A 14,723-nucleotide genomic window follows, 5' to 3' on the forward strand; every position below is an offset into this window, starting at 1 on the left:
CGGCGTGCCATGATTCCCAGTGTTCGATATACGAGACGAGGACGAGGGAGTCGCGTCGTGCCCGGTGAGAATCTGACCCGAGACGAGGCCCGCGAGCGGGCCGCACTGCTGAGCGTCGACGGGTACGACGTGGCGCTGGACCTGCGGTCCGCGGTCCGGGAGGGCGAGGCCGCGCGGACCTTCCGCTCCCGCACCACCCTCCGCTTCCGGTGCGCCGAGCCGGGGGCCGCCACCTTCGCGGACCTGGTGGCGCCGTCCGTCACCGCCGTCACGCTCAACGGCCGGGAGCTGGACCCGGCGGAGGTCTTCGACGGCACCCGGGTCGCCCTGGCGGACCTGGCCGCGGAGAACACCCTGGTCGTCGACGCGCAGTGCGCGTACAGCCGGACCGGCGAGGGCCTGCACCGCTTCGTGGACCCGGAGGACGGCGAGGTCTACCTCTACACGCAGTACGAGCCGGCCGACGCCCGGCGGGTCTTCGCCAACTTCGAACAGCCCGACCTGAAGGCACCGTTCCGCTTCGAGGTGACCGCGCCCGACGGCTGGGTGGTGCTCAGCAACGGCGCCCAGGTGGGCGAGCCCGAGGCGGGCACGTACCGGTTCGCCGAGACGCAGCCGATCTCGACGTACATCACGGCCGTCGTCGCCGGCCCGTACCACTACGTCTCGGACACCTACCGGCGCACCCTCGACGACGGCACCGAGCTGGAGATCCCGCTCGGCGCGCTGTGCCGCAAGGGCCTGTCCCGGCACTTCGACCCCGCGGACATCTTCACCGTCACCAAGCAGGGCCTGGACTTCTTCCACGAGCACTTCGACTTCCCGTACCCGTTCGGCAAGTACGACCAGGCGTTCGTGCCCGAGTACAACATCGGCGCGATGGAGAACCCTGGCTGTGTCACCTTCCGTGAGGAGTTCGTCTTTCGCGGCAAGGTGACCGAGGCGTCCTACGAGCGCCGCGCCAACGTGATCCTGCACGAGATGGCGCACATGTGGTTCGGCGACCTGGTGACCATGCGGTGGTGGGACGACCTGTGGCTCAAGGAGTCGTTCGCCGACTTCATGGGCGCGCTGTCCCTGGTCGAGGCGACCCGCTTCACCAACGGCTGGATCACCTTCGCCAACGGCCGCAAGGCCTGGGCGTACCGCGCCGACCAGCTCCCCTCCACCCACCCGGTCACCGCCGACATCCGTGACCTGGAGGACGCCAAGCTCAACTTCGACGGCATCACGTACGCCAAGGGCGCGGCCGTCCTCAAGCAGCTCGTGGCGTACGTGGGGCGGGACGCGTTCCTGGAGGGCGCGCGGCGCTACTTCAAGCGGCACGCGTACGGCAACACCCGCCTGGCCGACCTGCTGTCCGTCCTGGAGGAGACCTCGGGACGCGACCTGGCCACCTGGTCGCGCGCCTGGCTGGAGACCGCCGGCGTCAACGCGCTCACCCCGCAGGCCACGTACGACGCCGAAGGCCGCATCACCGAGCTGAGCATCCTCCAGGAAGCCACCCCCGAGCGCCCCGAACTGCGCCCGCACCGGGTGGCCGTGGGCCTGTACCGGCGGGAGAACGCGGACGGCGAACTGATCCGCTACGCCCGCGCCGAGCTGGACGTCTCCGGCCCGCGCACGGTCGTCACCGAGCTGGCCGGCGCCGACCGCCCGGAGCTGGTCCTGGTCAACGACGACGACCTCACCTACTGCAAGGTCCGCTTCGACGAGCGGTCGCTGGCCACGCTGCGCGGCCACCTCGGCGAGATCACCGAACCGCTCTCGCGCGCGCTGTGCTGGTCCGCGGTGTGGGGCCTGACCCGCGACGGACTGATGCCCGCCCGCGACTACCTCGACCTCGTACTGCGCTTCGCGGGCCGCGAGTCGGACATCGGCGTGCTCCAGTCGCTGCACGCCCAGGCCGGTTACGCGCTCACCCACTACACGGCGCCGGACCACCGCGACCAGGCCGCCCAGGAACTGGCGCAGGGCGCGCTGCACGAACTGCGGCTGGCCGAGCCGGGCAGCGGTCACCAGCTGTCATGGGCGCGGTTCTTCGCCTCGGTGGCCACCACGGCCGCCGACTTCCAGCTGCTCCAGGGCCTGCTGGACGGTACGGCGAAGATCGACGGCCTGGCGGTGGACCAGGAGCTGCGCTGGACGTTCCTGGAGCCGCTGGCCGCGCACGGCGCCGCCGACGAGGCCGCCCTCGACGCCGAACTGCGGCGCGACGACACCGCCTCCGGCCGCCGCCACCACGTACGGTGCCTGGCCGCCCGGCCCTCGGCCGAGGTCAAGGCGCGGGCCTGGGCGGACGTGGTGGAGTCCGACGAGCTGTCCAACGCGCTGGTCGAGGCGACGATCTCCGGCTTCGTGCAGGCGTCGCAACGCGAGCTGGCGGCCCCGTACGCGCCGCGGTACTTCGACGCCGTCGAGCGGGTCTGGCGCGAGCGGTCGATCGAGATCGGCATGGCCGTGGTCCGGGGGCTCTTCCCCCTCCACCAGGACCGCCGGGAGACGCTGGACGCGGCGGACGCGTGGCTGGCCGGGCACCCGGAGGCGCCGCCCGCGCTGCGGCGGCTGGTGTCGGAGTCGCGCGACGACCTGGCGCGGGCGCTGCGGGCGCAGACCTGCGACGCGCAGGCGGCGCGGTAGCCGGCGGGGCTCGCGTACGCGGGCAGTCGGCGCCTGCGTACGTGAGCCGACGGCGCCGGCGTACGGCGGACCACTGACGCCTGCGTACGGAACCCGGCCGTGTGTCCGGGTCCCGCGCACAGCCGCCGACTCCGGCCGGACCAGCCATTTTCGGCGCTCGAACGCCCGTACTTTAGGACGGCGTTGTCCGGGTTTGTCGACGGGCGTGTAACAGGCGTTAGGGGGCGGGGCGGCAGCGGGAATGGCCGGGGCATGAACCACACTTCCCCAACCTCCGGCGGGGAGTCCCCCACCCCGCTCTCCCCCCGCCCGCTGCACAGCCGCTCCGGCGCCGGGCCCCGCGTACTGACGACCCGCCAGCTGCGCGAGCACGGCATCAGCCCGTCGGAAGTCGCCGACCGGTGCCGCCCCGGAGGCCCCTGGCAGCAGGTGCTGCCGGGCGTGCACCTGCTCCATCCCGGCCCGCCCACCAGCGAGGAACGCCTGCACGCGGTGCTGCTCTACGCGGCGAGCCGGCCGCCCGCGGTCCCTCCGCAGGGCGGCACGCCGCCCACCGAGGCGCCGATGATCACCGGGCTGGCGGCGCTGGCCCTGCACCGCTTCGCCACCGCTCCCCCGCTCCTCTCCCTGGACCGCATCGAGGTCCTGGTGCCGCGCACCCGGCGGCTGCGCACCACCGGCTTCGCGCTCGTCGTACGGGCGCAGGTCATGCCGCCGGCCCAGCAGATCACCAAAGTGCCGGTCGCCCCCGTGCCCCGGGCGCTGGCCGACGCCGTCGGCGGGCTCACGGACGCCTGCACGGTGAGCCGGCTGCTCACCGAGGCGGTACGCGGCGGCCACTGCGAAGCGACCGCGATCGTTCGGGAGTTCAGCCAGGCGCGGCTGCTGAACCTGCCGCACGTGGTGGACGCGGTGCACGCGCTGCTCGCCGAGGGCCGCGCGCTGGCCGAGGGGCGGCTGTACGAGCTGGTGCGGGAGTACGACCTGCCGGACCCACTGTGGAACGTGGACCTGCGGCTGCCCGGCGGCCCGCAGCTGGGCGGGGTGGACGCGTACTGGCCGGAACAGGCGGTGGCTGTGGAGATCGACGCGCGGGTGCCGCGCCAGGAGGAGGACGCGATGTGGGCGGAGTACGCCCGCAAGCGTGAGCACCTGGAGCGGCTGGGGATCACCGTCGTCCACGTCACCCCGCGCGCACTGCGGGAGGCGCCGGAGCAGCAGGCCGCGGTGGTCCGTACGGCCCTGATGGCGGCGGACGACCATGAGCCGGGGTCGTACGTGGTGGTGCTGCCGCGCTGACACCGGCCGTTGCTGTGTGTGGGGGCATCGCTCAGCGCCGTCTCAGCAGCAGCTCGGTGTTGCGGTCGCCCGGATCACCGGCGAGGTCGCTCCGGGCTCCGGGGGCGTTGCAGGACAGTTCGCGGTAGAGCGCCGCCAGGCCCCGCTGGGAGAGATCGCCGAAATCCGTACGGTGCGGAGCCTGCGACTCCACGAGGGTGGTGAACAGGGACAGCGTGCCGTCGCGGTTGTCCGTCACCTCCACGATCCGGGCCAGCTGGGGGAAGTCGATGTGCGAGGCGGTGGTGACCTCCCAGAAGGTGCCGTGCGGGGTGATGCGGTTGCGGTGACTGTGCCCGTTGATCCACGCCAGCACATTGCGGTGCCGGGAGAGCAGACCGGCCAGCTCGGGCCCGCTGTGCCGCCGCTCGGCCGGGCGGGACGGGTCGGGCAGCGTGTTGTCCATGGACGTACTGGTGTGGTGGCTGAAGACGAGGACGTGCTCGTACGCGTGCGCCCGCAGCGTACGGTCGAGCCAGCGCAGCTGACCCGATCCCACGGAGCCGGTGTGGTGGCCGCCGGGGTCGGTGGTGTCGAGGCTGACGCCCACCACGTTCTCCGCGATGCGGAACGTGTAGTACAGCCGGTCCGCCGCGAGGTCGGCGGCCGTGTAGCCGTGGCCGTGCGGGCCCGGTCCGGTGTGCCGGGGGTCCAGGTGCGCGCGCAGGTACGCGGCGCGGGTGAAGGGGACACGGCGCTCGTCCGGGGTGACGGAGCGCGCCCGCTTCCCGTGCGCCCTCAGCAGGCCGGCGAACTCCCGCCGGTCCGGGCCCGGTCCGCGGCGCACCGCCAGGTACGCGCGGATCGCCTCGTCGGCCGGCAGCAGTTCGAGCTTGCGCCCGCCGGTCGCGATCTCGGCCAGGAACGGATCGTCGGGGGCGCAGCAGCCCGCGGGCAGCGAGTCGTGGTTGCCGACGGTCGAGTACCAGGGCAGGCGCAGCCCGGGGCTGGTGACGGTACGGGTCGCCGCTTCCAGGAAGCCGGGTACGCCGGGGAAGCCGCGCAGCTTGTCGGCGTCGCGCAGGGCGCTGTCCGGCTGCCAGTAGAGGGGGTGGCCGCTGTTCTGGACGCCTTCGTAGTGCCGTGGGTCGCCGGAGTTGGGGGTGATCCGGCCGCCGCTCATCGCGGTGAGGAACCAGTCGAGTTCGATACTGGCGTTGTTGTCCGTGTTGTCCCCGGTGGTCATCGCGAAGGACAGCGGCGTCCCGGTGGCGGGCGCGCCGGGCAGGCTGTTGACGCGCTCGACGAGGGAGACCGCGCCGGCGACGGACAGCGCCTCCTGCGGGCGCCAGGCACCCGCGGACCGCACCCGTAGGTACTCATAGCGCAAAGGATTCTGCACATCGACCACGTGCAGGTCGGTGAGCTGCACGAACGCGGCCAGTACGGTACGCCGGTCATCCCGGCCGGGGCGCGCGGCGGCGAGTTCACGCCGTACGACACGCCCCCAGCCGGGGCCTTCGGCGAGCCTGCGGTACCCGGCCGGGGCGCCGCGCGGGGTGGCCACCGAGGCGAGGGTGGTGCCTTCGGCGTAGGGCACGGGGGGAACGGGCGGCGCGGCGACCGGTTCGGGTGCGACGAGGGGCGCGGTGGATACGACAGACCCGGCGCCGGGCCGGGTGACGCCGGTTCCGTACGCCAGCGCGAGCGCGGCCGTGGCGCCGACGGCACCGGTGGCGGCGAGGAAGGCGCGGCGGTCGACGGTGGGCCTGGCGGTGGCGTTCGGAGAGGCGGGGGTGGGGGCGGCGGACCGTGTACGGGACATGCACGAGCTCCCTGGTACGGACGGGGCGGCGGCGAGGGCGGCACGGAACACCGCAACCGCCCTCTCACCAGGGAGCGTTGGCAGCGGGTATGGCCCTCGGGTGAACCGCGCCGCAACGCCCGCCGCCGATCGCCGGACAGGGATCACGGCGGGCGCCGATGGTCACCGGGCCCTCGGACCGGGGGCGGCCGGCGGTCACCGGAGGTTCACCTCACGGGGTAGGCGGGCGGCGGCCCGGACCGGCCGGACGCCGGGGGCGGCACCGGCCGTACGCCCCGCGCATCCCGCGCGAATGTTCACAAACTTGTGATCACCCCCCTCCCCAAACACCAATCCCTTACGTCATATTGAGCGGTCATACGGGTCCGATTTCCGGACCCTTCACCCTGAAGAGGTGCGCCATGACCCCCGACACAGGACGTCCGCCCACCGGCCGGGCGAGACGCACGGCCCGGCTCGCGGCCGTCGCGGCCGTCGCGGTCGCGACCGCGGCCGGGCCCTTGCTCGCCGCCGGCCCCGCACTCGCCGCGGACCGGGACGGCGCCCGAATATCCGCCGGCACCGACTCCGCGCCGAAGGCCCCGCACGACAAGCTCGGTTCGCAGGACGCCGAACTGCTGGCCCGCGCCAAGTCCGGCGGCGCCCGGTTCGTCTCGATGATGCTGGCCACCGCGCCGGGCTCCACCGAGCAGGCGGCCGCCTGGCTGGACTCCCTGAAGGGCGCCTCCGTCGGGCGTACGGACGACAAGCTCGGCTACGTCCGGGCCACCGTGCCCACCGCCCAGGCCGACGCGGCCATCGCGAAGATGCGCGAGCTTTCGTCCGTGCACGCCATCGACCTCCGGCAGGAGATCAAGCTGCCGGACCCGCGGCCCGGTGCGGACCGCGGGGCCAAGGGCAAGCCGCAGGCCGGAAGTTACCCGGCGCCCGGCAAGGACACTCCGGCGAAGAACCCGTACCAGCCGTCCTTCGAGACCGGCGCGGTGGACTTCGTCCGCGACCACCCGAAGGCCGACGGCCGCGGCGTGACCATCGGCGTCCTCGACTCCGGCGTGGACCTGGCACACCCCGCGCTGCAGAAGACCACCACCGGCGAGCGCAAGATCGTCGACTGGGTCACCGCGACCGACCCGATCAGCGACGGCGACCAGACCTGGCGCCCGATGACCACCGCCGTCTCCGGCCCGTCCTTCACCTACGGCGGCCGGACCTGGAAGGCGCCCGAGGGCGCGTACCGGATCAGCACCTTCGCCGAGGCCGCCACCACCGGCGGCGACATGAAGGGCGACCTGAACCGCGACGGGGACACCACCGACCGCTGGGGCGTGCTGTACGACCCGGCCACCGGCACGGTCCGGGTGGACCTCAATGACAACGGCGACTTCACCGACGATGCGCCCATGAAGCCGTACAAGGACGGCTTCGACATCGGCTACTTCGGCAAGGACGACCCGAGCACCCCGATCGCCGAGCGCATCCCCTTCACGGTGGAGATCCGCAAGGACGTCCCGATGGACCCGCTCGGCGGGGACTGGGCGGGCAAGAAGGCCGACTTCGTCAACATCGGTGTCGTCGAGTCGGAGCACGGCACGCACGTCGCGGGCATCACCGCGGCGAACGGCCTGTTCGGCGGGAAGATGAACGGCGCGGCGCCCGGCGCCAAGCTGGTCTCCTCGCGCGCCTGCACCTGGAGCGGCGGCTGCACCAACATCGCGCTCACCGAAGGCATGATCGACCTCGTCACCCAGCGCGGTGTCGACATCGTCAACATGTCGATCGGCGGTCTGCCCGCGCTCAACGACGGCAACAACGCCCGCGCCGAGCTGTACACCCGGCTCATCGACACCTACGGCGTCCAGCTGATCATCTCGGCGGGCAACAGCGGCCCCGGCGCCAACACCATCGGAGACCCCGGGCTGGCCGACAAGGTCATCAGCGTCGGCGCGTCCATCTCCAAGGAGACCTGGGCGGCGAACTACGGCTCGGCGGTGACGCGGAAGTACGCCATGCTCCCGTTCTCCTCCCGCGGCCCGCGCGAGGACGGCGGCTTCACGCCGGTCATCACCGCGCCCGGCGCCTCCATCAACACCATCCCCACCTGGGAGCCCGGCGGCCCCACCGCCGAGGCGGGCTACGAGCTGCCGCCCGGCTACGCCATGCTCCAGGGCACCTCGATGGCCGCACCGCAGGCCACCGGCGCCTCGGCGCTGCTGCTGTCCGCCGCGAAGCAGCAGCGGGTCGCGCTGCCCCCGGCGAAGCTGCGCACCGCGCTGACCTCGACCGCGAAGCAGATCAAGGGCTTCCAGTCGTACGAGCAGGGCTCCGGTCTGATGGACATCCGCGCCGCCTGGTCCGCGATCCGGCACGGCGCCGCCGCCCATGAGTACACCGTCCGCGCCCCGGTGAAGACGGCCCTGTCCGACTTCCTGAAGACGCCCGGCTACGGCACCGGCCTCTACGACCGCGAGGGCGGCCTGAAGGTGCGGCAGTCCCGGACGTACGAGGTGACGATCACCCGTACCACCGGCCCCGACCGCCCCGTCCGGCACGAGCTGGACCTGATCAACAACGACGGCACCTTCGACCTGCCGGACGAGGACGGCGCGGTCTGGCTGCCGCTGAACCGCCCCGTGACCTTCGAGATCACCGCGAAGCCGCGGACCGCGGGCCTCCACAGCGTCACCCTGGACGTGGACGACCCGCGCACCGAGGGCGTCGACCGCAAGATCCTCGCCACCGTCGTGGCCGCCGATCCGCTGGCCGCGCCCAGCCACGCGGTCGCCAAGTCCGGCACCATCCAGCGCAACGCCACCACCTCCCACTTCATCACCGTCCCGAAGGGCGCCAAGGCCCTCCAGGTATCGATGAGCGGGCTCGCGGCGGGCAGCCAGACCCGCTGGATCGCGATCACCCCGCAGGGCGTCCCGGCCGACCCGACCGGCACCCCGAACTGCTACCCGAACTACCCGAACCCCGCCAACACCTGCGACCCGACCCGGCGCACCTACAAGAACCCGGCGCCCGGCGTCTGGGAGATCGAGGTCGAGTCGCGGCGCACCTCGCCGCTGCTGGACAACCCGTACACGGTCACCGCGGCCACCCTCGGCACCACCTTCGACCCGGCCGTCCGCGTCCTGCCCGAGGCCGAGGTCGGCAGCCCGGCCCCGGTGGCGTGGAAGGTCACCAACGCCTTCGCCGCCGTCGAGGGCACCCTCAAGGGCGGCGAGCTGGGCTCGTCCCGTACGGAGCGCCCGACGATCAAGGAAGGCGAGTCGCAGCGGTACGAGATCGTCGTGGGCAGCGGCGTGTCCCGGCTGGACGCCGCGATCGGCGCGCCCGCCGACGCCAAGGCCGACCTGGACCTGAGCGTCCTGCTCGGCGGCAAGGTCGTCGCCTCCTCGGCGACCGGCACCTCGGACGAGGCGGTCAGCATCGCCAAGCCCGCGCCCGGCACGTACACCGTCGTCGTGGCCGGCTACGCGATCCCCGCGGGCAGCACCGCCTACGACTACCGTGATGTGTATTACTCCGCCGGACTCGGTTCGCTCAAGACGGACGAATCGAAACCCGTAAAGCTGGGTAGCGGAGCATCGACGCAGGTCACGGCCGAGGTCTCGGTCGCGGGCCCGGCCCCCGCGGGACGCGAGTTCTTCGGCGAGGTCCAGCTGCTGAACGCGTCCGGAACGGTCACGGGCAGCGGCGGCGTGCGCATCGAAAAGGTCGTGTCGTAACGGCCTGAGATAGTGGACAGTAACGGGGCGGGTGCCCTGGAGGGCACCCGTTCCGCTGCTGTACGTACCGAACAAGGAGTGCCATGAGGATCGGAATCGTCGGAGCCACCGGTCAGGTCGGCGGCGTGATGCGGGGCATCCTCGCCGAGCGGAACTTCCCGGTGGAGCAGCTGCGACTGTTCGCCTCGGCCCGCTCCGCCGGGCGTACGCTCCCGTGGCAGGACACCGAGATCACGATCGAGGACGCGGCCACCGCGGACTACTCCGGCCTGGACATCGTGCTCTTCTCCGCCGGCGGCTCGACCTCCAAGGCGCTGGCCCCCAAGGTCGCCGACGCGGGCCCGGTCGTGATCGACAACTCCTCCGCCTGGCGGATGGACCCCGACGTCCCGCTGATCGTCTCCGAGGTCAACCCGCAGGCGATCTCCGAGCGCCGCAAGGGCATCATCGCCAACCCGAACTGCACGACCATGGCCGCCATGCCGGTGCTGCGCCCGCTGCACGCCGAGGCCGGGCTGACCGCGCTGGTCGTCGCCACCTACCAGGCGGTGTCCGGCAGCGGACTGGCTGGCGTCGCCGAGCTGGACGAGCAGGTACGCAAGGCCGTCGAGCAGGACGCGACCAAGCTCACCCACGACGGTGCGGCCATCGACTTCCCCGAGCCGGACAAGTACGTCCGCCCGATCGCCTTCAACGTGCTGCCGATGGCCGGCTCCATCGTCGACGACGGTCTGAACGAGACCGACGAGGAGCAGAAGCTCCGCAACGAGAGCCGCAAGATCCTTGAGATCCCGGAGCTGAAGGTCTCCGGCACCTGCGTGCGCGTCCCGGTCTTCAGCGGCCACTCGCTCCAGGTCAACGCCCGCTTCGAGCGCGAGATCACCCCGGAGCGCGCCAACGAGCTGCTGGGCGGCGCCCCCGGCGTGGCCCTCTCGCACATCCCCACCCCGCTCCAGGCCGCCGGCCAGGACGCGCCCTACGTGGGCCGGATCCGCAAGGACGAGACGGTCGACCACGGCCTGTCGCTGTTCCTCTCCAACGACAACCTGCGCAAGGGCGCGGCGCTGAACGCGGTCCAGATCGCGGAGCTGGTCGCGGCGGAACTGCGCGGCTGAGACGTTTCCGCACGCGTCGCGGGGCCCGTACGGACATGCCGTACGGGCCCTGCGGCGTCGTCGTGCCGGGCTACGGCCGCCGCACCTCGAAGTGGAAGCACCCGTACTCCAGCGCCCGGACGTGCACCAGCGCCACGTCCGGCTGTGCGAACGCCTCCGCGAAGGCCGCGTCGAATCCGGCATCCGCGTCCTCGGGAATCTCGAAGAGCCGCCCGCCGACGATGTGCCCGTCCGCGTCGTAGCGCCGCAGGGTCCGCAGGGCCCCCGGCCGCGCGAAGGGATATCCCGTGCGGCTGCCGTCCGGCCCGCCGCACTCCCGGGCGTGAATGAACACCGGCCCGCACTCGTCGTACGCCCCCGGCCGGGCCCACCGCTCCTCGGCCCACCGCCGCAGCGGCGCGTACGAGACGAGCGCGACCCGCTCCCCTTCCTCGATGCCCCGCAGACAGCAGCGCAGCGGACTGCCCGCACTGTCCACCCGGTCACTCGCGGACCCCGCGGCGAAGGGCTCCATGGCCCGGCCGGAGTCGTCCGCGATACGCAGTTCCTTGAGGGCGGCTTCAGGGATGGGGAGGGGTGTGTACGTCGTCATACGTACAGGGTGGGCGTACGCCAGGACGGTTTCCGGCGGGAATCGGACGGGGAGGTGGGGCGACTCAGGGCGGACCACCCCAGGTGGGCCGGCGCGCTCAGAGCGCCAGGTGCCTGCGCAGGGCCGCGTCCAAGCCGACCATCACCCGCGCCGGAACGCTGCCGACCCGCCGCCCCAGCCGCTCGACGGACACCGCGCGCACCTGCTCGCACTGGGCCTTGGAGTCCTTCGGAAGCCCGCTGTCGTCGGCGCTCAGCAGCACCTGGAACGGGAAGACCCGCGTGACGTTGGACGTCACGGGAACCACTGTGAGCACGCCTCTCCCGGCCCGCTGCACGGAACGGTTGGCCGCGTCATTGGACACGAGCACCGCAGGACGCAACTTGTTGGTCTCACTCCCCCGGACCGGCTCCAGGTCGACCAGGTAGATGTCACCGCGCCGCATCGGCGATTCCGTCCCCCGAGACCTGGTCCCACAGCCGCGCGTCGTCGCTCTCGCCCCACTCCTCCCATGCCGAGGCGTAGTCCGCCTCCAGCTCGGAAGCGCGCAACAGTTCCACCGCCGCGTGTATCACGGCCGAGCGCGATTCGGCGTCCGTCTTCTTGCCGTACGTGTCGAGGAACGCGATGTCCTCTTCCGGCAGGCTGACACTAATCTTCATACCCTCGATACTACTCTGGTCGGACTACCATTACCACCCCGATTGCCACCCTCCGCGACCGGATGCCTCCATGGAAAGATGGCCCAAAGTCCGATGCGAAGGAGATGAACGGGTGCCTGGCACGAATCTGACCCGCGACGAGGCGCAGCAGCGGGCGCGGCTGCTGCGTGTGGACGCGTATGAGATCGATCTGGACCTCTCCGGTGCGCAGGAGGCGGGTGAGGGCGGCACCTTCCGGTCGGTGACCACGGTGCGCTTCGATGCCGCCGAGGCGGGGGCGGACTCGTTCATCGACCTGGTGGCGCCGGCCGTGCGCGAGGTGGTGCTGAACGGCGAGAGCCTGGACCCGGGTACGGTCTTCGCGGACTCCCGGATCGCGCTGGCGGGGCTGCGCGAGGGCCGCAACGAGCTGACGGTCGTCGCGGACTGCGCCTACACCAACACCGGTGAGGGCCTGCACCGCTTCGTCGACCCGGTCGACCAGCAGGCGTATCTCTACACGCAGTTCGAGGTGCCGGACGCCCGCCGGGTGTTCGCCAGCTTCGAGCAGCCGGACCTGAAGGCGACGTTCACCTTCACCGTGAAGGCTCCCGAGGGCTGGACGGTGATCTCCAACTCGCCGGCGGCCGAGCCTCAGGACAACGTGTGGCGCTTCGAGCCGACGCAGCGGATCTCCACCTACATCACCGCGCTGATCGCCGGCCCCTACCACAGCGTGCACAGCACCTGGGAGGGCAACGGCCGCTCGGTGCCGCTGGGCATCTACTGCCGCCCGTCGCTGGCCGAGCACCTCGACGCGGACGCGATCTTCGAGGTCACCCGGCAGGGCTTCGACTGGTTCGAGGAGAAGTTCGACTACGCCTACCCCTTCGCCAAGTACGACCAGCTGTTCGTGCCGGAGTTCAACGCCGGCGCGATGGAGAACGCGGGCGCGGTGACCATCCGCGACCAGTACGTCTTCCGCTCGAAGGTGACCGACGCCGCCTACGAGGCGCGCGCCGAGACCATCCTGCACGAGCTGGCGCACATGTGGTTCGGCGACCTGGTCACCATGGAGTGGTGGAACGACCTGTGGCTGAACGAGTCGTTCGCCACCTACACCTCCATCGCCTGCCAGGCGGCGGCGCCCGGCAGCCGCTGGCCGCACGCCTGGACCACCTTCGCCAACTCGATGAAGACCTGGGCCTACCGCCAGGACCAGCTGCCCTCCACCCACCCGATCATGGCGGAGATCCGCGACCTGGACGACGTGCTCGTCAACTTCGACGGCATCACCTACGCCAAGGGCGCCTCCGTCCTCAAGCAGCTGGTCGCCTACGTCGGCCGGGAGGAGTTCTTCCAGGGCGTGCAGGCCTACTTCAAGGCACACGCCTTCGGCAACACCCGCCTGTCGGACCTGCTCGGCGCGCTGGAAGAGACCAGCGGCCGGGACCTGAAGACCTGGTCGAAGGCGTGGCTGGAGACGGCCGGCATCAACATCCTGCGCCCGGAGCTCCAGCTCGCCGAGGACGGCACGGTCACCTCCTTCGCCGTACGCCAGGAGGCCCCGGCACTGCCGGTCGGCGCCAAGGGCGAGCCGGTGCTGCGCCCGCACCGCATCGCGATCGGCTGCTACGACCTGAAGGACGGCAAGCTGGTCCGCACCAACCGCATCGAGCTGGACGTGGACGGCGAGCGCACCGAGGTGCCCTTCCCCGCCAACACTCCGCGCCCGGCCGTCATCCTCCTCAACGACGACGACCTGTCGTATGCGAAGGTCCGGCTGGACGAGGACTCGCTGCGCGTCGTCACCGAGCACCTGGGCGACTTCACCGAGTCCCTGCCGCGCGCGCTGAGCTGGGCCTCGGCCTGGGACATGACACGCGACGGCGAACTGCCCACCCGCGAATACCTCGAACTGGTGCTGTCCGGCATCACCAAGGAATCCGACATCGGCGTCGTCCAGTCCCTCCACCGCCAGGTGAAGCTGGCGCTGGACCTGTACGCGGCACCGGACTGGCGGGAGACCGGCCTCGCGAAGTGGACCGAGGCGGCGCTGGAGCAGCTGCGGGCCGCGGCCCCCGGCAGCGACCACCAGCTGGCCTGGGCCCGCGCGTTCGCCGCCGCGGCCCGTACCGACGCGCAGCTGGACCTGCTCCAGGGCCTGCTGGACGGTACGCAGGAGATCCCCGGCCTGGCCGTGGACACCGAGCTGCGCTGGGCGCTGGTGCAGCGGCTGGCCGCGACCGGCCGCGCCGACGAGAAGGTCATCGAGGCGGAGCTGGAGCGCGACCGGACCTCGGCGGGCGAGCGGCATGCCGCCGCGGCCCGCGCGTCCCGGCCGACCGCCGAGGCGAAGGCGGCGGCCTGGGCCTCGGTCGTGGAGAGCGACAAGCTGCCCAACGCGGTGCAGGAGGCCGTCATCGGCGGCTTCATCCAGACCGACCAGCGGGAGCTGCTGGCCCCGTACGCGGAGAAGTACTTCGCCGCGGTCAAGGACGTCTGGAACGCGCGCAGCCATGAGATGGCGCAGCAGATCGCGGTCGGCATGTACCCGGCCCTCCAGGTCTCCCAGGAGACCCTGGACGCGACCGACGCCTGGCTCGCCTCGGCCGAGCCGACCGCGGCTCTGCGCCGCCTGGTGACGGAGTCCCGCTCCGGCATCGAGCGCGCGCTGAAGGCACAGCGGGCGGACGCGGCCGCCGCGTAACGGCACGCCGGACTCGACGAGGCGCCCCGGGCCGGATGGTCCGGGGCGCCTCGGCGTACGGGGGGCGGGCCGGGGCCCGGTCCGCGTACGCCCCGGCCATGGAGACGCCCGGCAGGCGGCGCGTCGGGCGCTGCCGTCTGCCGGGCGGACCGGTGGCTGCCGGGCCCCGCTCCCCTCCGGCGGGGCCCGGC

At 72.1% G+C, this 14,723-nt stretch carries 9 protein-coding genes; 5 read left to right on the top strand and 4 right to left on the bottom strand.

Annotated features, from left to right (window positions below; all coding sequences use genetic code 11):
* Positions 1 to 57: 57 nt before the first annotated feature.
* Positions 58 to 2,640, top strand: a complete 2,583-nt coding sequence (gene pepN, locus ACZ53K_RS04245; RefSeq protein ID WP_468831962.1) for an aminopeptidase N — start codon at positions 58 to 60, stop codon at positions 2,638 to 2,640.
* 252 nt (positions 2,641 to 2,892) lie between these two features.
* On the top strand, positions 2,893 to 3,939 hold the full coding sequence (locus tag ACZ53K_RS04250) for a hypothetical protein (protein ID WP_468831964.1): 1,047 nt from the start codon (positions 2,893 to 2,895) through the stop codon (positions 3,937 to 3,939).
* A gap of 31 nt (positions 3,940 to 3,970) precedes the next feature.
* On the opposite strand, the gene ACZ53K_RS04255 is transcribed toward ACZ53K_RS04250, so the two are convergent.
* Positions 3,971 to 5,743: a TIGR03767 family metallophosphoesterase gene (locus tag ACZ53K_RS04255; protein ID WP_468831966.1), complete on the bottom strand. Its 1,773-nt coding sequence runs from the start codon at positions 5,741 to 5,743 to the stop codon at positions 3,971 to 3,973.
* Positions 5,744 to 6,144: 401 nt separating this feature from the next.
* Here ACZ53K_RS04255 and ACZ53K_RS04260 point away from each other — a divergent pair, with 401 nt between their 5' ends.
* Positions 6,145 to 9,474, top strand: a complete 3,330-nt coding sequence (locus ACZ53K_RS04260) for a S8 family serine peptidase (protein ID WP_468831968.1) — start codon at positions 6,145 to 6,147, stop codon at positions 9,472 to 9,474.
* An 83-nt stretch (positions 9,475 to 9,557) separates the two neighbouring features.
* Positions 9,558 to 10,589: an aspartate-semialdehyde dehydrogenase gene (locus tag ACZ53K_RS04265; protein WP_468831970.1), complete on the top strand. Its 1,032-nt coding sequence runs from the start codon at positions 9,558 to 9,560 to the stop codon at positions 10,587 to 10,589.
* A 70-nt stretch (positions 10,590 to 10,659) separates the two neighbouring features.
* Here the strand turns inward: ACZ53K_RS04265 and ACZ53K_RS04270 are convergent, their stop codons facing one another.
* From ACZ53K_RS04270 to ACZ53K_RS04280, 3 genes are all read right to left on the bottom strand, one after another.
* Positions 10,660 to 11,181: a DUF1203 domain-containing protein gene (locus ACZ53K_RS04270; protein WP_468831972.1), complete on the bottom strand. Its 522-nt coding sequence runs from the start codon at positions 11,179 to 11,181 to the stop codon at positions 10,660 to 10,662.
* A gap of 97 nt (positions 11,182 to 11,278) precedes the next feature.
* Positions 11,279 to 11,626, bottom strand: a complete 348-nt coding sequence (locus tag ACZ53K_RS04275) for a type II toxin-antitoxin system PemK/MazF family toxin (protein ID WP_468831974.1) — start codon at positions 11,624 to 11,626, stop codon at positions 11,279 to 11,281.
* Positions 11,613 to 11,843 carry a ribbon-helix-helix domain-containing protein gene (locus ACZ53K_RS04280; protein ID WP_468831976.1) on the bottom strand — a complete coding sequence of 77 codons (231 nt, stop codon included), beginning with the start codon at positions 11,841 to 11,843 and terminating at the stop codon, positions 11,613 to 11,615. Before ACZ53K_RS04280 ends, ACZ53K_RS04275 begins: the two co-directional genes overlap by 14 nt.
* 112 nt (positions 11,844 to 11,955) lie before the next feature.
* Between ACZ53K_RS04280 and pepN (ACZ53K_RS04285) the strand changes: the two genes are divergently transcribed.
* Positions 11,956 to 14,532, top strand: a complete 2,577-nt coding sequence (pepN, locus tag ACZ53K_RS04285) for an aminopeptidase N (protein WP_468831977.1) — start codon at positions 11,956 to 11,958, stop codon at positions 14,530 to 14,532.
* The last annotated feature ends 191 nt before the right edge of the window (positions 14,533 to 14,723 follow it).

Source organism: Streptomyces sp. NPDC033221 (genome assembly GCF_055577005.1).